Origin of the sequence: Spirillospora sp. NPDC048819 (genome assembly GCF_040650055.1) — a bacterium.
GTDB lineage: Bacteria > Actinomycetota > Actinomycetes > Streptosporangiales > Streptosporangiaceae > Spirillospora.
In genome coordinates this window covers 50,988-71,205 of record NZ_JBEZGN010000015.1, presented here as the reverse complement: position 1 = coordinate 71,205, position 20,218 = coordinate 50,988, and the positions used below count along the sequence as shown (strand labels likewise).

General features: G+C 73.6%; 12 protein-coding genes. 2 read left to right on the top strand and 10 right to left on the bottom strand.

Features of this window, described 5'->3' with window-relative positions; all coding sequences use genetic code 11:
* The first annotated feature begins 4 nt into the window (after positions 1-4).
* Positions 5-658, top strand: a complete 654-nt coding sequence (locus tag AB0C35_RS21125) for a DUF1361 domain-containing protein (protein ID WP_358458296.1) — start codon at positions 5-7, stop codon at positions 656-658.
* 21 nt (positions 659-679) lie between these two features.
* Here AB0C35_RS21125 and AB0C35_RS21120 read toward each other — a convergent pair whose 3' ends face one another.
* The 10 genes from AB0C35_RS21120 to AB0C35_RS21075 form a co-directional block, all read right to left on the bottom strand.
* Positions 680-1,048: a hypothetical protein gene (locus AB0C35_RS21120; RefSeq protein ID WP_358458294.1), complete on the bottom strand. Its 369-nt coding sequence runs from the start codon at positions 1,046-1,048 to the stop codon at positions 680-682.
* Positions 1,049-1,170: 122 nt separating this feature from the next.
* The gene (locus tag AB0C35_RS21115) at positions 1,171-1,905 is read right to left on the bottom strand and encodes a maleylpyruvate isomerase family mycothiol-dependent enzyme (RefSeq protein ID WP_358458292.1); all 735 of its coding nucleotides are present in this window, start codon (positions 1,903-1,905) and stop codon (positions 1,171-1,173) included.
* A gap of 73 nt (positions 1,906-1,978) precedes the next feature.
* Positions 1,979-3,310, bottom strand: a complete 1,332-nt coding sequence (locus tag AB0C35_RS21110; protein ID WP_358458290.1) for a glycosyltransferase — start codon at positions 3,308-3,310, stop codon at positions 1,979-1,981.
* Positions 3,307-3,594, bottom strand: coding sequence for a phosphopantetheine-binding protein (locus AB0C35_RS21105; protein WP_358458288.1), 288 nt, complete (start codon positions 3,592-3,594; stop codon positions 3,307-3,309). The genes AB0C35_RS21110 and AB0C35_RS21105 overlap by 4 nt, the downstream gene beginning before the upstream one ends.
* Positions 3,591-7,838: a beta-ketoacyl synthase N-terminal-like domain-containing protein gene (locus AB0C35_RS21100; protein ID WP_358458286.1), complete on the bottom strand. Its 4,248-nt coding sequence runs from the start codon at positions 7,836-7,838 to the stop codon at positions 3,591-3,593. Before AB0C35_RS21100 ends, AB0C35_RS21105 begins: the two co-directional genes overlap by 4 nt.
* The gene (locus AB0C35_RS21095) at positions 7,835-14,218 is read right to left on the bottom strand and encodes an SDR family NAD(P)-dependent oxidoreductase (protein WP_358458284.1); all 6,384 of its coding nucleotides are present in this window, start codon (positions 14,216-14,218) and stop codon (positions 7,835-7,837) included. The genes AB0C35_RS21100 and AB0C35_RS21095 overlap by 4 nt, the downstream gene beginning before the upstream one ends.
* 207 nt (positions 14,219-14,425) lie before the next feature.
* Entirely contained in the window at positions 14,426-15,523 is a 1,098-nt protein-coding gene (locus tag AB0C35_RS21090; RefSeq protein WP_358458283.1) for an alpha/beta hydrolase, read from the bottom strand.
* Between the two features lie 209 nt (positions 15,524-15,732).
* Positions 15,733-16,362 carry a hypothetical protein gene (locus AB0C35_RS21085; RefSeq protein ID WP_358458281.1) on the bottom strand — a complete coding sequence of 210 codons (630 nt, stop codon included), beginning with the start codon at positions 16,360-16,362 and terminating at the stop codon, positions 15,733-15,735.
* A 239-nt stretch (positions 16,363-16,601) separates the two neighbouring features.
* Positions 16,602-17,645: a glutamine synthetase GlnII gene (gene glnII / locus AB0C35_RS21080; protein ID WP_358458458.1), complete on the bottom strand. Its 1,044-nt coding sequence runs from the start codon at positions 17,643-17,645 to the stop codon at positions 16,602-16,604.
* Positions 17,646-17,754: 109 nt separating this feature from the next.
* Complete coding sequence (locus AB0C35_RS21075; protein WP_358458279.1) at positions 17,755-18,402, bottom strand: TetR/AcrR family transcriptional regulator; 648 nt, start codon at positions 18,400-18,402, stop codon at positions 17,755-17,757.
* 166 nt (positions 18,403-18,568) lie between these two features.
* On the opposite strand from AB0C35_RS21075, the gene AB0C35_RS21070 reads away from it, so the two are divergent.
* Positions 18,569-20,212, top strand: a complete 1,644-nt coding sequence (locus tag AB0C35_RS21070; protein WP_358458277.1) for an ABC transporter substrate-binding protein — start codon at positions 18,569-18,571, stop codon at positions 20,210-20,212.
* Positions 20,213-20,218 lie beyond the last annotated feature (6 nt).

The window sequence follows — 20,218 nt, the reverse complement described above, 5'->3', positions numbered from 1 at the left end:
TTCCATGGGGATCCTGGAACAGGTGGCACCGAATCTGGCCGACGTCCTCCGCCGCGACGCTTTGTGGATGACCTGGAACACCATCCTCGCGTGGATTCCCGTGGGGCTGGCCTGGGCGCTCTTCCGCGGCGACCGCCTGTCGCGCTCACCCTTCTGGTGGGCCGGATTGACGCTATTCGTCCTCTTTCTACCGAATGCCCCGTACGTCGTCACCGACATCGTCCATCTGCGCGGCGACATCCTCCAGGCGAACGACGGCGGCCCCGTGGTCAGCGCGATCCTGCCGCTCTACGCCCTGTTCATCGGCTCCGGTTTCCTCGCCTACTACCTGGCCCTCCGCGCAGCACTGGGCCACCTCGCCCGGCTCGGCCTCGGAGCCTGGCAGATCCCGGTCACCATCGCGGCGCACGGCCTGTGCGCCCTCGGCGTCTTCCTCGGGCGGTGGGCCCGCCTCAACAGCTGGGAACCGGTCGTCGACCCGCACGGCACCCTCGAACGGATCTTCATCCAGCTCACCTGGACGTGGGCGCCGGTACTGATCCTGGCCACGTTCCTGGTCACCTGGATCTGCCACTTCATGACCAAGGCGATCGCCGAAGCCTCGTTCGAGGCGACGCTGAAGGGTGCGCGCTTCCTCCGCGCGACCCTCACGTCCTGACCTTCATGTCCTGGCGGAACGTCAGGGCTGTGCCGGGGGTTGCCCGGAAGGCTGCTGACCCCACTCCCGGCCGGACGGCGGCGCCTGCTGCTGGTACTGCGGCTGCGCGGCCTGACCGTACGGCTGCGCCGGCGGCTGCCCCGGAACGAACGACTGCGCCGGTTTCGGACCGGCCGCGAGCTGGAATCCCAACCCGGCCAGAATAAAGGCCAACCCGGCGACGATGATGTTCAGCAGCGTCGAGAGCTGCAGCGATACCTCGCTCTTGTCGGCATCCGCCTCGTCCACCTTCGCGCCGACGACCAGAGTGCCGAGGAGCGCGAAGGCGATGAGCACGAAGCCGACGAAACAGAGAATGACGAAGGGCGGGCTGATCTTCTTCCCTGACATGGCCTGCACAATACAGAGAACCCACTGGTCACAAATCACGCTTGCCGGGTTTGCCGACCGCGGGAAACCGGACCGGCGCGAAGTCGCGGCCCGTAATGCCCGCTCAGAACGGTACCCGGCGGTCAGGCGGCGTAGTTGCGGACGACCCGGAGCGCGTCGGCGGCATGCGGGCCCTCGGCGATGAGGCCGGTCTCCTCGGGCGTGACCCGGCGGGCGCCGACGCGGCAGAACTCCGCGGCCGGCCCGGTGATTCTCGAGGCGGCCTCGGGGTCGCCGAACGTCCAGCGGGTACCGTCCGGCGCGGCGAGGTCGCAGAACACCGGGGCGTCCGCGAGCCCGGCGAGGGAGAAGGCGTACGGCAGCGTCCGATGAGCCAGCCACGCCACATGACGCAGCCGTGCCGTGTCGGGGTACGGGATGCCCAGCGGGACGGTGATGTCCTGCGCATGCGCCCAATGCTCGGCGAGCCTCGTCGTGGCCAGCGTGCGCGGGGACAACGGGGTCCTCACCCAGGACAGACGCGTCCCCGCAGGCTGGGCGCGCAGAGCTTCAGGGGTGGCGAAGGCGGCCTTGCGCCAGCGCGCCAGCAGTTCCTCCGGCGGTATCCCGCGCTCGGCGGCGACCATGTCATCCGCCATTCCGTCCACGGTGGTCTCATCGGACGAGAGGAAGGCCGCCCCCTCCCCCAAGGACGGCCCGGTGATCACTTCTTCGGTCTGGACGAGATGCAGGACGACATCGGAGACCGTCCACCCCTCGGCATCGGACGGACGAGACCACTGCTCCGCCGTCAGCGACGCCAGCACGGCGTCCAGCTGGCGGTACTCCGCGATCAGGTCATCGAAAACATCCACCATGGGTCACTCCAACCGGATCCGGGTGTTCGGCGTCCATCGCCATTGGATCACCCGAACGCCGTTCCGGTCACCGTCACGCGATTTTCTCCAGGTGGTCCGCTGCTTCGGCGGCGCCTCCGGCGGAGGCGATGGCGTCCCGGGCCCGTGCGGCGGCGGCGCGGTGCGGGCCGTCCGTGAGGACGGTGGCGAGGGCGGTCCGGAGTTCGTCCGGGCGGACGCGGGCGTAGCGGACGGGAACGCCCGCCCCCGCGGCCTCGACCTGCCGGGCGATCACCGGCTGGTCGTCCCGGTCCGGGGCGACCACCATCGGGAGGCCCTGCGAGAGGGACGTGCAGACGGTGTCGTGGTCGCCCTGGCAGACGACGGCGGAGACGTGTTCGAGCAGCTTGTGCTGCGGGACGTCGGCGCGGACGAGGACGTTCGGCGGCGGGTCCGCCACCACGTCCGGGGGCGCCACGAGGATCGCCTGGACGTCCATGTCGCGGACGGCTTCGGCGGCGATCCCGAAGAACCGGTCGCCGGACGGGCCGCGCGCCGCGCCCAGGGTGACCAGGACGGCGGGGCGGCCGTCCAGCCAGTCCCAGGGGAAGGCGCGCGGTGCGGGGCGGCCGAGCGCCGGGCCGACGAAGGCGAAATGGTCGGGGAAGAACGAGGTGTCGCCGATCAATCCTCCCGTGGAGAAGGCCAGGACGAGATGGTCGGAGAACCGCAGGTCGAGCAGGTCGTCGATGCCGTGGTCGAGCTGGAAGTCGGCGATCTGGTCACGGATCCACTCCTCGACCTTCGGCATGGCGGCGAGCGGGCGGGTGAACTCGGCGGACGTCGCGGCGGAGGTGGCCCATGGGAGTTCGCGCCGCCGCGCCGCGACGGGGGCGGCGAGGGCGAACTGGTCGGAGACCACCGCGTCCGGGCGGAAGCGGTCGATCGCCTTCCCGACGCCCGGCATCATCGCGTGGCCGAGCGGGACGAGGATGTCCCTCCAGAGGAAGCGGAGGGCGGCGAGGCCGCGGAGCTGCAGCAACTCGTCCCGGAGGCCGGGCAGGCGTTTCCCGAAGTCCTCCCCGACGGCGTCGATGACGCGGGAGCCGGGGCGGAGCCGGGGTTCGAGGGACGCCCGGTGGCCCGTCCAGGCGACCTTGTGGCCGCGGCGGGCGAGTTCGGCGGCCACGGCGGCGGTCGGCGCGACCACCGTGTTCGAGGTGACACCGGCGTTCGAGGTGAAACCGGCGTTCGAGGCGGCACCGGCGTTCGACGGGGCACCGGCCTTCGAGGTGACCGCGGTGTCCGACCCCATCGGGCCGGTCAGCGGCGGGACGGCGAACAGGAAGCGGCGTTCGGGGGTTCTCACGCGCCGGATCCCGGGGTCGCCCAGCAGGGACGGGACCTGGGTGCGGCGCGCGCTCACCGGGCGGCCCCGGCGGGCGAACGCGTCCGGGCGACGTGGTCGGCCACGTCCCCGACGGTCAGGCTCAGGATCTGGTCGAGGTCCAGGTCGGCGATGAAGGCGGACAGGTCGGCGTCGTCGCCGTAGCGGGCGCGGACCCGGCCGGCCAGGGCGGCGAACTCGATGCTCTCCAGGGCGAGGGCGTCGCTGAACGTGGTGTCGGGGCCGATCTCCACGTCGAGCAGGAATTCCTCCCCCACCACGTCGGTCAGCATCCGGACGACCTCGGACAGAGCGTCGTTCATGCTCGTGCTTCCTCCATTTCGGTTCCGCCGGCCTCGACCGTCCAGGCCACGACATGTCCTTCGAGTTCGCGTGTTTCCACTGTCGTGACCGTGCCCTCGGCGGCGATCAGGAGCCGCTCGGCATCGGCGACGGTCACGACGAGTTCCGGACGGTCGGATCGGGTGATGTTCATCGACTGCAGTACTGCTTGTTCGGCTGCCCGTACACGGGCGTCTTTCTCGTCGTGCGCCAGACCGATGCCGGCCGGTTCATGGCCGGGTCTCACCAGGGCGACGCCCAGGTCGGCGTCTGATGCGATGGAGATGGCGAGGGGCTCCTCGAACGGTCCTGTCACCATAGGCCCGTCGTGGACCGTGAGCTCCGCCGGGAACAGGGGCCCGTGGCCGTTGCGCCACAGGTGGTCGCGGACGGCGTCCTTGGCCGCGATCCGTCCGAGGAGCCATGGGCCTTGCGCGAACGGCGGGAGGGCTTCGTATTCGGCGCGTTCGGGGGCGCAGAGGTACTGGCGCATGAGGAGGTCGCGGGAGGCGGTGCCGTCCCAGCGTTTGCGGGCCAGGCACCAGCCGCCCGGCTGCGGTTCGCCGGTTCCGGACACCTCGGCTGTGAACTTCATCCGCCAGAGGGCTTCGTCCGTGTAGAAGCGGTGGGTCGTCCATCCGTCGACGCGCGCCCACAGCGTTCCGTTCTCGCGGAGCAGTTCGGCGGAGCAGCGCATGGTCGTGTCGGTCAGGGACTGGTTCCAGACGGTCGTCGCCAGATGTTCGCCTGTGGATGGCAGTGGCCCGTACAGGGAGAGCCGTTCGATGCCGACGGGGAACACGGTCTGGTTGGTATCGCCGTACACCTGGATCCAGTGGCAGCAAAGCTGCCCTGCGCTGTCCAGGAGCGCGCCCGGCGTGGGCAGCGAGGTCAGGACGGCGCGCACACCGTCCTCCGCGAGGGCCGCGATCTCGGTGATGCCCCGGAAGAGCGGGCCCTGGAACATCCAGCGCTCCTCGTACAGCCGTTCCGCGCTGACGATGGGCGGGCCCTCGATGGTCAGCGGCGTGCGGTCCGGCACGGGCGGCACCGGGTAGTGCTCGGCGAGCAGAACCGTCCCGTCCGCGTGCCCGTGGATGACGACCTTCACCTTGCGCGGCCGGTCGCCCCCGACGAGGTGGGCGCGGACGTCGGCGGTGGTCGGCGGTGCGGCCACGACCCAGCGGACGGCGCGGACGTCCTCGAATCCGACGACGACCATGCCGGGCAGCAGTTCCCCGGCCGTGTCGGCCATGACCTCCAGCAGCGTCGTCAGCGGAACGATCGGAAACCTGTCCGACATGTCGGGCCAGCCGGTGGCCTGCGGGAACACGCAGTGGTCGCGCAGATACGGCATCGAATCGAGCGAGAAGACACGGGAGACCGACAGCTCCTCCTCCGCCGGCGGCGCCTCACCCGACGGCGCGGACGCCGCACCGCCGCCGAACGCCTCCAGAACGGACTGCGCCCCGGTCGTCGCGTCGTTGAGCAGCGCCTCCAGTTCGGCCATGACCGGGTCGTCGTCCGGCAGCGACGGAACGCCGGAGGTGAGGCGGATGGGCGGCACGGCGCCGTCCAGCCTGATCAGCGGCGTCCCGAGATCGAGGGGCATGCCCGCGGCGGGCGCCGGCGGCGGCGACGCGCCGTACCCCTCGGCCCACAGCGCGGCGACGACGCGGCGGAGCTGGGCCATCCCGTCCCGGTTCGGGACGTTGACGGCCATCGCGAGGTGCTCGCGACCGCCGAGCCTGTCGCCGACGAACCCCGTGAGGCTCCCGGGCCCCACCTGGACGAACGCCCGTACGTGCGCCGCGCCGTACAGCTCTTCGATCAGCTCGCTGAACCGGACGGGTTCGAGCAGGTGCCGGACGGCGAGGTCGCGCACGCCGGCGGCCGGGCGAGGGTACGGCGCGGCGGTCGCCGCCGACCACAGCGGCACGCGGGGCTCGTGCACGCGCAGCGCCTGGAAGGCGTGTTGCACCTGTTTCTCGTACGCCTCGGCCAGTGGTGTGTGGAGGCCCGTCCGGAACGGCAGTTCCCGCCCGAGGACGCCCTCGGACGCGAGCCGCCCGAGGATCTCGCGGACCTCCCCGGGCGGGCCGCAGATCACCGACTGGTGCGGGCAGTTGTCGTGGCTGACGAAAACACCGGAACATCCCCCGGCCGCCTCCTGCGCCTGGGCTGCGCCGCAGCCGAGGGCCCCGTACACGACGTCCGGGGCGTCCAGGGCGTCGCCGTCGAGGGCGCCGGCGAGCGTCTCGGCGGCGTCGGCGTCGAGCATTCCGGCGGCGATCGCGGCCGTCCACTCCCCGAGGCCGTGCCCTGCCACGACGTCCGGTTCGACGCCGAGTTCGGCGAGCGCCGAGGCCAGCAGGCGCCCGACGCCGATGACGTCCGCGGCGTGGCCGGCCAGGTCGGTGCGCCCGGTCGGCTCGGGCCTGGACAGCCCGAAGTGTTCGGCAACGTCGTCCACGCTGGGTTCGAAGGCGGGCTCGAATCCGGGGAACAGGAACGCCAGCCGTCCGCCCTCCGCGAGAAGCGGGCGGGGCGAGAACCACACGTCGCTGCGGCCTCGCCACGCGGTTCCGCGCTGGACGACGGCCCGCGCCAGGTCGAGCCTGCGCGGCGTCGGCGCGACCACCGCGAGGCGGCAGGGGAGGTCGGGGACGTCCTCCGGCATCCGCGCCAGAAGCTTCTCGTCGGGGACGGCCAGGGCGTCGGCGAGTTCGTCGGCCGTGCGGGCCGCCAGCCGCAGGACGGCCTCGTCCGACTGCGGCGTGTCGAGCCGCCAGGTCCGTCCCGCCCGCCGGACGGCACTCGACGGCGGCTCCTGAAGGACCAGATGCGCGTTCGCGCCGCCGAAACCGAACGCGTTGACCACGGCCCGCCGCGGCCCGTCCCCCCGCTCCCACTCGGCGGTCTCCCGGACGAGCCGCAGCCTGCCGTTCTCCAGCGCCGGATGCGGGTCGTCCACGTGCAGGGTCGGCGGCAGGACGCCGTCGCGCAGCGCGTACGCGGCCTTGATCAGCCCGGCGATCCCGGCGGCGGGCATCGCGTGCCCGATCATCGACTTGACCGTGCCGAGGCCGATCGGCGGGCCGCCGGTCCCGAACACCCGGCGCAGCGTCGCCAGCTCCGCCTCGTCGCCCGGCGGGGTCCCGGTGCCGTGCGCCTCGACCAGCCCCAGCGCGCCGGGCGCCGCCGGGTCGAGGCCCGCGTCCCGCCATGCGCGCTCGATCGCGAGGACCTGCCCTTCCACGAGCGGGCTCATGATGCTCGACGCGCGGCCGTCGCTGGACGACCCGGCGCCCAGGATGACCGCGTGGATCCGGTCCCCGGCCCGCTCGGCGTCCGACAGCCGCTTGAGCAGGACTATCCCGGTGCCCTCCGCCAGGAGCGTCCCGTCCGCCGCCCGGTCGAACGGCCGGATCGTCTCGCTGGGGCTCAACGCGCGGAGCTGGCAGAAGACACTCCAGACGGTCGCGTGGTGGGCGTGGTGAACGGCCCCGGCCAGCATCGCGTCGGCCTGCCCGCTCCGCAGTGCCCGCACGGCGTGCTCGACCGCCATCAGTGACGACGCGCACGCGGCGTCCAGCGTGTACGCGGGGCCGTGCAGGTCGAAGCCGTGGGCGATGCGGGACGCGGCGAAACTCGGAACCAGGCCGATCGACGCGTCCGGGCCGTCCGGGCCCAGCCGCTCGCAGAACGCCCGGCGGATCTCGTCGAGCCGCTGTTTCCCGAGTTCCGGCACCAGTTCGGCGAGGATCCCGGTGACCTGGTGGGACGTCCTGACCCGCTGATCGAACCGTGCCACGCCCGGCGTGATGTAGCCGCCGCGTCCGATGACGACGCCGATCCGGGCCCGGTCGGGCAGCCGCTCGTCGCCGCCCGCGTCCGCGATCGCCTCCCCGGCCGTGCGCAGCGCGAGCAGCTGGTCGGGTTCCATGCCCCGCACCGCCGCCGGCATGATCCCGAACCGCGCCGGGTCGAACGTGGCCAGTTCGTCGACGAACCCGCCGCGCCGGCAGTAGAACCTGTCGCTCTCCGGGGCGCGCCCGTACGCGTCGGGGTCGTAGTAGAGCGCGGGATCCCATCGCCCCGCCGGGACGTCGGTGATCGCGTCGAACCCGGCGAGGACGTTGCGCCACAGCTCGGCCGCCGACCCTGCGCCGGGGAACACCGCCCCCGCGCCGACGATCGCGATCGGCTCCCGGGCGTGGTTCACCGGACGCCCCCGGTCAAGGCCGCCCCGGTGAACACGACCTGCGTCTCGTTTCCGTGCACAATCTCCCGCAGCAGCGCCGCCGCACCCGCCTCCGGCTCGACCGGCACGGCACCACGTTCACACTCCGATTCGCGTTCCGGTTCGCTTCGCGCCCACGGGCCCCAGTCGGCGACGAGCACCCGTCCGCGCAGCCGCGTCCGCCAGACGTGCGCGAGCGTGTCGCACGCGTCGCTCGCCGCCGCATGCGCGACCTGCCCGCGGACGCCGTGCACACCGGCGATGCCGCCGAGGACGACGAAGAACCCGATGTCCGGCTCGACCGCCTGCGCGAGTGCGCACGCCCCGTCCACCTTCGTCCGGTACAGGTGCTCGAACGACTCGGGCGTCATGTCCCGGACCAGGCGGTTCTCGACGAGACCGGCACCGTGGACGACCCCGTCGAGCCGGCCATGCCGCCGATAGGCGCCGGTGACGACATCCCGGACGGCGTGGGCGTTCCTCACGTCCCCCGAGTGGTACCGGACGGACGCCGCATGCTCCCGCAGCGCCTCCAGATTCCGGTGCGTCTCCCGCTCCGCCAGGATCCGCCGGACCGTCGCCTCGATCTCGCCGGTCTCCCCTTCGCCACTGGCGACCAGGGCCCGCCGGAGCCCGGCCTCGTCCGGGACGTCGGCGAACGCGGGCCCGTCGACCGGTTCCGGTGTGCGTCCCATGACCTCGATGTGGCAGCCGCTCGTCCGGGCCAGCTCCAGCGCCACCTGCGCGGTGACGCCCCGCGCGCCGCCGGTGAGCAGCACGACCCCGTCCGGCCCCGGCGGCGGCGCGCCGGTCACGGGCGGCTCGCCGGGCGGTTCCGCCGGCACCACGCTCAGGCCGTGCCGCAGGTCGCCCTCGTGCCCGACCACGACCGGCGCCTCCGCGTCCAGCAGCTCCGCCATGATCCGCTGTGCGATCGCCCGCGGGGTGTCCTCGGTGTCGACGTCGAGCGCTCGCACGAGCACCTCGGGATACTCCTGCGCGACCGTCCGCGCCAGCCCCCGCAGCCCGGCGCCCGGCGCCGGATCCCCGATGCCGCCGCCGTCGAAGCGCCGCCCGAACCGCCCGCCGGCGCCGCTCCCGACGACCAGCCACCGCAACCCGCCGGCCAGCGCCCGCCGGATGCCGGCATACGCCTGAGGCAGCACACCCGCCGCCCCCGGCCGCAGCGCCGCCAGATGGATCAGCCCGTCGCAGGCGCCGTCGACCTCGCGCGGCGTCCGCACCTGCGCACCGTGCCGTGCGAGCATGCCGGCGAGTTCCAGCGCGACCCCGCACCCGTCGTCGACGACGATGAACCGCCGCCCGGTGAACACCGTCCCCGACTCGGGCGGCACCGGCAGCGCGTCCAGCTCAACGACCCGGAGAACGTGCCGGACCACCCCCGGCCGCGCGGACGTCTCCGCCGGCGCGGCGGCCGGGCCTTCGGCACGCGGCGACACCAGGGAGTCGCCTTCCGTGGACGGTGCCGGGACGCCGGGGCCGGACAGGGCCATGGTCCTCACGTGGGAACCCGACCGCGCCTGATGCGGGACGGAGACGGTCTCGCCCGGGAGGACGGGGCGGGGCGCCGGGACCGGCGCGGGTGACGTCGCAGGTGGCGTCGCGCCCAGGTGGCGGAGGACGACCTCGCGCTGGGCGGCGATCAGTTCGCGTCCCGCGCGCAGGTATTCCAGGACTGCGGCCTCGGCGTCGCGGTCGCTCCCCTCCGGGACGCGTTCGGCGGGGCGGAGCGCATTGGCCGGGTAACCGCCGTCGGCGGTGCGGACGAGGTGGCCGTTGACGAACCAGCCGGGTGCCGCGGCCGGGGCGGCGGTGAGCGGGCGGGCGTCGCGTCCGGCGAAGAGGGGCAGCGGGTCGACGGGGACGCCGGCGGCGGCGAGTCCGGCCAGGGTGCGCAGGAAGTGGGCGAGGCCGTTCTCGCCGGGGGCGTCGCAGCTCACGGCGGTGTGCGGGCGGTCTCCGAGGATCTTGCCGATGAGGCCGGTCAGGACGTCTCCGGGGCCCGCCTCGACGAAGGTGCGGGCGCCCGCGCCGTACATGGCCTCGATCTGCTCGACGAAGCGGACGGGCGCGGCGATCTGCCCGGCGAGGGTGGCGGCGAGTTCCGCGGGGTCGGTGTCGTACGGGGCGGCGGTCGCGTTGGCCCAGACGGGGAAGGCGGGTGAGCGGAGGTCGCGGCCGAGGAGGTCGGTGCGGAGGTCGGCGGACGCGGCGGCGACGAGGGGGCTGTGGAACGCGCAGGGCACGGGGATGCGTTCGGCGTCGAGGCCCGCGGCGGAAAGGGCGGCCAGGGCGCGGTCCAGGCCCGCGCGGGTTCCCGAGATCACGACTTCGCGGGGCGCGTTGTGGTTGGCGACGACGACCTCGGAGACGCCCGCCAGCGTCTCGCGGACCTCGCGCAGGGACGCGGCGACGGTGGCCATCGCGCCCGGGTCGCCGCCGGCGGCGGCCAGGATCGCCTCGGCGCGGGCGGCGCTGAGTTCGACCATGTCGGTGTCGTCGACGACGCCGGCGGCGCAGAGCGCGACGAGTTCGCCGTGGCCGTGCCCGGCGGCGAGGTCGGGGTGGACGCCGACGGCGGTGAGCAGGCGGTGGACGGCGAGTCCGGCGATGCCGAGGGCGGGCTGGGCGACCCGGGTGATCTCGGCCTGGTGGCGGCCGGTCTCGTCGGGGGTGAACGCGGCGGGCGGGAACATCGCCGACGCGTACCGTCCGCCGGCGAGGCGCAGGAGGCGCTGGAGGCGCGGGAAGGCGACGAAGAGGTCGGCGAGCATGGTGGGCCGCTGGCTGCCCTGGCCGGGGAAGACGAACGCGACCTGGCCGGGCTCGCCGGACGGGTGGAAGACGTCCGGTGCCGGGCCGGACTCTGCGGCGAGTGTGAGTTTGTGCCGGAGGTCGTCCAGGCCGGTCGCCACGAACGCGGCCTGCACGGGCCCTTCCAGCGAGGCGGCCGTCCGCGCGAGATCCCGGAGCCGTGGCTCGCCGGCGGACAGGTCCAGGAGGCGGTCGATCTCCGCGCGGGCGGCGGGACGGTCGGGCGCGCGGACCAGGAACAGTTCGGCGGGCCATTCGGCGAGCCCCGACACGGGTTCGGGCGCGCCGCCGTACCCGGACAGGACGGCGTGGAAGCACACGCCGCCGGCGCCGGAGCCGCTCAGCCCCGCGTGCCGGTCGCCGGGACGGGCCGCCCACGGGCGCGCGGCGCCGCCGAACACGAGCGGGCCGCCGGGTTCCCACTCCGGGCCGGGACGGGAGAGGTGCAGCGTCCCCGGGAGAACGCCGGTGTGCAGGGCCAACGCGGTCTTGATGAGCCCGGCGAGGCCCGCTGCGCATCCGGTGTGCCCGATCTGCGACTTGACCGATCCGAGCGTGACGCCGCCCGCGGCGGCGCCGGTGAACGCCGAGGCCAGGGCGGTGAGTTCGGCCCGGTCGCCGGCCTGGACGCCGGTGCCGTCCGTCTCGATGAGGCCGATGCCGGCGGGTGGGACGCCCGCGCGTTCGTGGGCGCGCTCCAGCGCGAGCCGCCGTCCTTCGGCGCGGGACGTGGTGAGGTCCGCGCCGCCGCCGGGGGCGCGCCCGTCGCCGGCTCCGGCGACGGACTTGACGACCGCGTAGATCCGGTCGCCGTCGCGTTCGGCGTCGGCGAGGCGTTTGAGGACGACGCACGCGACGCCTTCGCCGGGCGCGATGCCGTCCGCCGACGCGTCGAACGCGGCGCAGCGGCCGGACGGGGACAGTGCGCGGGCCGAGGCGAGCAGCAGATAGTCCCGGACGCCGCCGCCGAGGTCGGCGCCGCCGCAGAGCACCATGTCGCTGGCGCCCGCGGCGAGGTCCTTGCAGGCCGCGTCGAGTGCGGCGAGGGACGCTGCGCCGGCGGCGTCCACGGTGTACCCGCCGCCGCGGAGGCCGAGGGCGCCGGCGACCCGTGCGGCGATCACGTTGGTGAGGACGCCGGGGAGGGACTCCTCGGTGGGGCGCGGAAGCCGTTCGTCCAGGGCGGCCGGGACCTCGCCGAAGTAGGACGGGAGCGTCGCGCGCACCGCGTAGGCCGTGCCGAGGTCTCCGCCGCCGCCGGCGCCGAAGAACACCGACGTGGCGGCGCGGTCGAACGGCCGGTCGGCGTATCCGGCGTCGCGGAGCGCGCGCGACGCGACCTCCAGGGAGAGAAGCTGGATCGGCTCGATGGCGCCCAGCGCGTGGGGCGGGATGCCGTGCGCGTGGGCGTCGAACGGGATGTCGGGGATGAACCCGCCCCACTTGGACGGCGACTTGCCCTCCGCGGACGGGTCGTAGTGGATCTCGGGGTCCCAGCGCGTGACCGCGGTGACGGAGTCGACGCCCGCGACGATGTTCGCCCAGTAGCCGTCGGCGTCGCGGGCGCCCGGGAAGACGCAGCCGATGCCGATGATCGCGATGTCGGCGGGGCGCGCGGCGTCCGTGCGGGCGGGGCGCGCCGCGGTGACGCCGACCTCGGCGGCGCGGGCGGCGAGGAACGCGGTCGCGCCCGCCGTGACCTGCTCGTGCAGGGCGGCGATGCCGGTCGTGGCCGAGCGCAGCGCCGCGACCTGGCCGAGCGTGTACAGGCCGCTCGCCCGCTGCTCGGCGACGTCGACGGGGGTGGCGCGGCGCAGGCCCTTGGCGGCGACGCGCAGGCGCGCGAGGTTCAGCTTCTCCAGACGGCGCCACACGTCCCGGCGGGGTGTCCCGACCTGTTCCAGCTCACGGCGGGTCTCCGCGAACGTCTCCACGTACGGTGTGCGGGCGCAGCGGGTCACGTGCTCGGGGGACGACTCCAGCAGCGCCGTCCCGTCGCAGGCGAGCGCGGTCTCCTGGTAGCCCGGCAGGATCGCGCCCGTCGCGACCGCCTCGGACGTGAACAGGTACGCGGTGCCCATCACGACGCGGACGTCGGCGCCCCGCTCCGCAAGCGGCCCCGCCAGAGCGGCCACCATCGCGGCGGACCGCTCGTCATGGACGCCGCCCGCGAACATCACCGACAGCTCACCGGCGTCGGCGTCGCACTCCATCAGCCGTCCGATCTGCGCCTCCCAGAGCGGGAAGCTTGCGCGCGGCCCGACGTGGCCGCCGCTCTCGCGGCCCTCGAAGAGGAACTTCCGCGCGCCCTCGTCCAGGAACCGGTCCAGCTGCTCGGGCGAAGGGACGTCCAGGTACGTGCTGACCCCGGCGGCCTCCAGAGGCTCGGCCTCCGCCGGGCTCCCCCCGGCGATCAGCGCGTAAGGGGGCCCGGCGGCGCGGACGGCGGCGAGCTGCGCCGCGCGGACGTCCGGCGGCGCGAACCCGGCGACGCCGACGCCCCAGGGCCGGCCGCCGAGGCGGTCGGCGGTCTCGCGCAGCAGCGCCTGCACCCGGTCGCCGTCCATCGCGGCGAGCGCGAGGAACGGCAGGCCGCCCTCCTGCGCGACCGCGCCCGCGAAGGCCGAGCAGTCGCTCACCTGCGTCATCGGCCCCTGCACGACCGGGTAGGCCTGCACGGCCGGGGGTGCGCCGCCGGACGCGGCCCGGCGCGGCGCCAGCGGCTCGGCCCGGACGGCGGCCCGCAGATGCGCGCCGATCTCCCGGCGGATCGCCTGAACCACGCCCCCGGCGGTCTTGTGGCGGCCGGCGAGCGCCGCGGCGAGCGGCCCGTCCTGGACGGTCCCGGTCTCGCCGCCGTCCATCGCCGACAGCGCGGTCACGGCGCCGGCGGGCAGGTCCGTCTCCCGGACGAGCGCGAGCTGCACGTCGAGGACGACGCCGGCCGCGCCGCCCGCCACCGCCGCCGCGGCCGTGTGCGGCCCGATGCCGCCCGCCGCGTACACCGGGACGTCCACGGACGGGTCGGCCGCCAGCCGCTGCAGCAGGACGAACGCGGTGAGGTCACCGGCACGGCCGCCCGCCTCGCAGCCGCGGGCGATGAGCCCCACGTCGCCGGTGAACCCGCGGGCGACGGGGATGACGGCGGCGGCCTCGTCCGGGCCCACGACCTCGACCAGGAGCCGGCGCCCGCGCGCGAACCCGGCGACGTCCAGCGAGGCGTCCGACCGCAGGGCCGGGGCGTCCACCAGGACGGTGTCGGCGGCGGCCGGGATCTCGGCCGGCCGGACGCGGCACCCGGCGGGGACGCGGACGCCGAACGGGCCCGTCCACCAGCGGCGCACGTCCGCGAGGGCGGCGAGCCCGGACGCCCGGTCGGCGCCGAGGTCGAGCACGCCGGTCCCGCCCGCGCGCGCGACGGCCACGGCGAGCTGGGGCGCGGGGCGGCCGAACGGGGTGACCCCGATGATCTCGGTCCGGAGACGATCCCCCGGTCCCCGCCCGTACTCGGCCGTGTCCGCCGCCATGCACTGCCCCCCGACGTCCCGCCCGGCCCCGGCTCCCCGGCCCGGCGCGGCTCGCAACAACGGTGCGCCACACTACGGTCGGCGACCAGTCCGTTACCGGGATGACACACCCGACTGCGCGCCGATGGCGGCACCGCCAAGAAGATTTGAACGTCCCTTGACGTGCCGGAGACCCCGGTGTTCGTCCGGGCGGGCCGGGGCGGCGGGTCAGACGGGGACGGTGGAGCGGTGCGGGCGGATGCCGTGCCGGACGATGCCCTCGTCGAGCCAGCGGTCCAGATGCCGCCACGTGGTCGCCTTGGCCGAACGTCCGGTCAGCACGCCCAGGTGGCCGCCGGACGCGATCTCGAAGCGCACCTGCGGCGCCCCGCCCAGCAGCCGGACGAGCGGCAGGACGGCCGGGACCGGCGCGAGGGCGTCGCCGCGTCCCGCTATGGCCAGCACCGGCACGGCGACCCGGCCGAGATCCACCCGCCGGCCGCCGGTCTGGACGGCGCCGCGCATCAGCGCGTTGTCCCGCAGAAGGGTCCGGTAAATCCGTCGTGCGGCGTGTCCCGGGTAGGCGGACATCGTCTCCGTTAAATGATCGACGGCCTCGGTCTGAGCCAGTAGATCGGCATCGTGAAGGCTGGTCAGCATTCTGCCGGGACGGAGAATGCATTTGTCTATTCCGGTGACCTGGCAGGCCCGTTTCACCACTGGCCGGGGAAGGCCGCCGTACATCTGCCCCAGCAGGTCCGCCTCCGCACCGCGGGTCAGGCCGAGCAGCGACCGCAGCGGCGCCACGCGCCGCACCGCGTCCGCGTCGACCGGCGCGGCGATCACCGCGACGGACGCGATCGGCAGGCCGGTTCCGTCGGCGGCGGCCAGCAGGGAGAGGATGCCGCCGAGGCACCAGCCGACGAGCTGGACGGGCTGCCCGCCCGCGTCCCGGCTGACGGACCGGATCGCGCCCGGCAGCACGTCCCCGACCCATTCGTCGAGCCCCGGGGCGCGGTCGCCGCACCGGGCCGGCCCCTGGTCGAGCAGGTAGCTGCGCCGCCCGGCCCGGACGACGTGCTCGGCGAGGCTGCATCCCCGGCGCAGGTCGTAGCAGCGCGCCGGCGCCGCCGGCGGCGGGACCAGCAGCACCGGCGGCCCGGCCGGCACCACCCCCTCCGGCGGCCGGTAGCGGTGCACCGACCGGCGCGGCCCGTCGTCGATCGTTTCCGCCGGCATCGGACGCAGATCGGCGACATGCCCGTACAGCGCCAGCTGGAGGAGATTGGACGTGGCGGCTCGCAGGCCTCGCGGGGAGAGGATCATTTCGTCATTATCCATCCGGGTTCGACGGACACGCCTGGCGCGCATTGACCAAAGGCGGCCGCGCCTCTGCCACGGCCCCTTCAAGGCATTAGTACACTGGTCAGAGCCCGGTCGATATCGCCCGCTGTGAATTCTTCGTTAAAGCGGATTGACAGCGCGTGAATTCCGGGGCGGGGCCCGCGCCGGTCCGGCGACCCGTCAGGGGGTGATCATCGTGGGCCGCGTCTGAACGGGGCGTCCCACGAGAACGGCCGCGACCCCGCCACCACGGCCGACAGCAGCACCACCACGGCCGTCCCTCCGGCCAGGTTGACACCGGACGTCGCGAGCGCCGCGTCGAGCGGGCCCTTCAGCGTCAGCGGCAGGATCGTCAGCAGCGCCACCGCGATCCCGCCGATCCACGCGAACGCCCGGACCGGACGCGCCGACGCCGCCAGCAGCAGATGCATCAGCGCGGTCGCCTGGATCGTCCCCGCCATCGCGCACAGCGCGTAACTCGCCGCGGCGGGCTCCGCGGGGGTGTGCTCGCCCGCGAACACCGGAACGTCCACACCGGCCATCGTGCGCAGGCCGAGGGCCGCGGCGAACGCCAGGGCACCGGCCGCCAGCGCGGCGAACCCGCCGGTCCACCACAGCGGACGCAGCGGCGGCCCGGATTTCGCGGAGATCTCCTCGTGCAGCGCGACGAAGTCCTCGTAGCGTTTCGGCGGGGCCTCCAGGGGGCGCCGGCGCGCCGTGGAGGGACACCGGAACGATCGTTCCCAGGGCCGTGGCGCAGGGCGGCCGACGTGCCTGCCGGGCAGGCCGCCGGAGTACCGCCCGAATGACGAATCGGGCATGTTCCCTCCCCCGGTGCGAACGTAGGTGTGCTACCCGGTGCGGAACGGTGGAACTCCCCCAAGCTCACATTTTGCCGATGTTTGGCCGGGTTGCCCCGGCCTGGCCGCCGGGGCGGCGGGGCCCGGTGATCGGGCGATCACGCCCGCCCGGGAGGGCCCGCGGCCGGAACGCGGAGATCCCCGGGGAGACGGGCTCCCCGGGGATCGTTGACCGGACGGACCGTCGCCGGCCGGTCCGGTCAGACCTGGCCGGCCTTCTCCAGCGCCGCGCAGCAGGTGCCCGTGATCAGGCGGGCCACCACATACGGGTCGATGTTGGCGTTCGGGCGGCGGTCCTCGATGTAGCCCTGCTTGTCGACCTCGACCTGCCACGGGATCCGCACCGACGCCCCGCGGTCGGACACGCCGTAGCTGAACTCGCTCCACGGCGCGGTCTCGTGCATGCCGGTCAGCCGCCGCTCGATGTCGGCGCCGTAGCCCGCCACGTGCTCCTGCGCCTTCTCGGCGAGCGCCTCGCATGCCGTGATGATCGCGTCGTACCCCTCGCGCATCGCCTTGGTCGAGAAGTTCGTGTGCGCCCCCGCGCCGTTCCAGTCGCCCTCGACGGGCTTCGGGTCGAGGGTCGCGGAGACGTCGTGGTCCTCGGCGATGCGGTAGAGCAGCCACCGCGCGACCCACATGTGGTCGCCGACCTCCAGCGGCCCCGCCGGGCCGATCTGGAACTCCCACTGGCCCGGCATGACCTCGGCGTTGATGCCCGAGAGCTTCAGCCCGGCGGCCAGGCACGCGTCCATGTGCGCCTCGACGATGTCGCGCCCGAACACCTCGTCGGCGCCCACGCCGCAGTAGTAGAAGCCCTGCGGGGCCGGGTAGCCGCGCTCGGGGAAGCCCAGCGGCCGGCCGTCCTTGAAGAACGTGTACTCCTGCTCGATCCCGTACCAGGAGTCCTGCGCCTCGTACTGCTCGGCGACCGGACGCAGCGTGGCCCGCATGTTGGTCTCGTGCGGCGTGCCGTCCACGAGGAACACCTCGCAGAGCACCAGCCTGTTGTCCCCGCCGCGGATGGGGTCGGGGCAGGAGAACACCGGCTTGAGCACACAGTCGGAACGGTCACCGGGCGCCTGGTTGGTGCTGGACCCGTCGAAGCTCCAGTCCGGGAGTTCGGCGCCGTCGGCCAGGATCCTCGTCTTCGACCGCAGCCGCGCGGTCGGCTCGGTGCCGTCGATCCAGATGTACTCGGCCTTGTAGCTCAAGGTGGGTCCCTTCGAGACGTATCTCAGCACGCTCAAACTGCCAATCGGGCATTTCGGACCTGTTGCCCGTTTGTGAACGCCGTGTAAACGCCCAGACCGGCGACGCGAACTCCCGTTGCGGTCCGGTCCGGCGGGCCGGTCAGCCCTGGCCGGATGCGGGCTGGTCGCCGAGGAGCTGCGCGCGGACGCCGGCGAAGAACGCGACGAGGACGTCCACGCACTCCTCGATGTCGGGATAGCGGCCGTCGAGGTGGCCGATCGCCATCGCCTCGGTCATCGACGTGACGCCGTCGGCGACCATCTCCAGCCGCAGCGCGCGCTCGGGCGTGTCCGCCGGGAGACCGGCGGCGACGAGATCCTCGACCAGGTGGGCGCGGGTGGCGGCGGCGCGGCGGCGGGCGGCCTCGCCGAGCGGGGTGGCGCGGTCGAACCTGGCGCGGACGCTCAGCCGGAAGAACTCAGGGTGCGCGCACATCTTCTCGAGCGGGACGCGGAACGCGGCACGGAGCCGCTCGGCGCTGCGGGGCTCGTCGCTGGACCGCTGCCGGGCCTCCCGGATCACCGGGCCGACCTGCCGCGCGGCCTCCTCGCCGAGCGCCTCGAGCAGGTCCTGCATGTTGCGGAAGTGCACGTAGAACGTGGACTGGGCGATGCCCGCACTGCGGCAGACGTTCCCCGTCGACAGCCCCGCCTCGCCCTCGGTGTCGAGGATGCGCAGCGCGGACCCGAGCAGCCGGCGCCGGGTGAGGTCCTTGGCCTCGCGCCGGCTCAGTGTCACATCGGGCATCGATCCCCCTGAACGGTCAATCCAACAATAGCCATACCGGCCACTGAATCCACCATGCCCCCTGTACAGGAGGCATGAATCGACTGACGCCAACCCATTGAAATCTTATTCGGTGATAGTACTATCGGCGAAAAGTCTGTGACCCCGGTCACGGAGAGGGGTTGTCGTGGGACTTGTGACGACACAGCGGCGGCACCGGCGGCGCGCGGCCGCGGCCGCGCTGGCACTCGCCGCGTGCGCCGCGCTGGCGACGGCGTGCTCGGGCGGCGGAACGTCCGGCACCGGCTCCGGCCCTGAGGGAACACCCGTACGGGGCGGAAACCTGGTCTACGGAATCGGCGCGGACGCCAACGGCTTCAACCCGATCACCGACTCGTTCGCCACGCAGACCTACGCGATGGCCGGCACGATCATCGAGACGCTCACCACCGTCGACGCCACCGGCGCATGGCGCCCGCTGCTGGCCGAGTCCGTCGAGCCGAGCAAGAACGCCGCCCAATGGACGATCAAGCTGCGCGAGGGCATCACGTTCTCCAACGAGCAGCCCCTCGACGCCGAGATCGTCAAGGCCAACCTGGACGCACAGAAGGCCTCACCGCTCACGGCGGCGGTCCTCGCCCCGGTCAGCGCCATCAAGCTCGTCGACGCCAGGACCGTCCAGATCGATCTCGTCAGCCCGTGGGTGAGCTTTCCCTACACGCTGGCCAGCCAGATCGGCATGATCGTCCCGCAACTGTCGCTCACCGACCCCGACCGGGCCAGCCGGCAGCCCATCGGCACCGGTCCGTTCATGTTCCAGAGCTACACCCCCGACAACCGCTTCATCGTGAAGAAGAACCCGAAGTACTGGCGCGAAGGGCTGCCCTACCTCGACCGCGTCGAGTTCCGGATCCTGCCGGACTTCCAGACCAGGGCCCAGACCCTGGAGTCGGGCGGCCTCACCGCCATGGCCACCCAGCGCGACAACGACATCGTCAAGTTCGGGAAGCTCGCCGAGCAGGGCGCGTACCGGCTGTACCGGGCCGCCGGCATGTCGGTCCCCGAGATGGCCTTCATGCTCAACACCGCCGCCGGGCCGACGAAGGACCTGCGGGTCCGGCAGGCCATGGCCCACGCCACCGACCGCGACGCGTTCATCAAGACGCTGCGCTCCGGCCTGACCAAGCCCGCCGACGGCCCCTGGTCACCGGACTCCGAGTGGTACGTCCCCGGCGGCTACCCCGCGTTCGACCTGAACAAGGCCAAGGCGCTGATCTCCGAGTACGAGCGGGAGAAGGGCCCCGTCCAGATCGAACTGCTGAGCATCCCCGACCAGTCGTCGATGCAGAACGCCGAACTCGTCCAGGACATGTGGAAGAAGGCCGGCATGGACGTCACCGTCCGCCAGGCCGACCAGGCCGACCTCATCCAGCGGGCCCTCATGGGGAACTACAGCGCGATCGTCTGGGAGCAGTTCAACCGGCCCGACCCCGACAGCTCGTACTCCTGGCTGCACTCCAGGTTCGCCCAGCCGGTCGGCTCCATCTCCATCAACATGAGCCGGATCGACGACGAGCAGCTGAGCGCCGCCCTGGACGCCGGGCGCGCCGGCTCCGACGAGGCGGCGCGCAAGAAGGCGTACGCGACCGTGCAGAAGCGCCTCCGGGCGGAGCTGCCGTTCATCTGGGTCGACCACCTCTCCACCAGCGCGGTGGTCACCAAGTCCAACGTGCACGGCCTGGCGCAGTACAAGCTGCCGGACGGGTCGACCGCCAAGCCGCTCATCGGCTCGCCGACGCACGCGTTCGGCCAGATCTGGATCGGAAGGTGAGCGCCG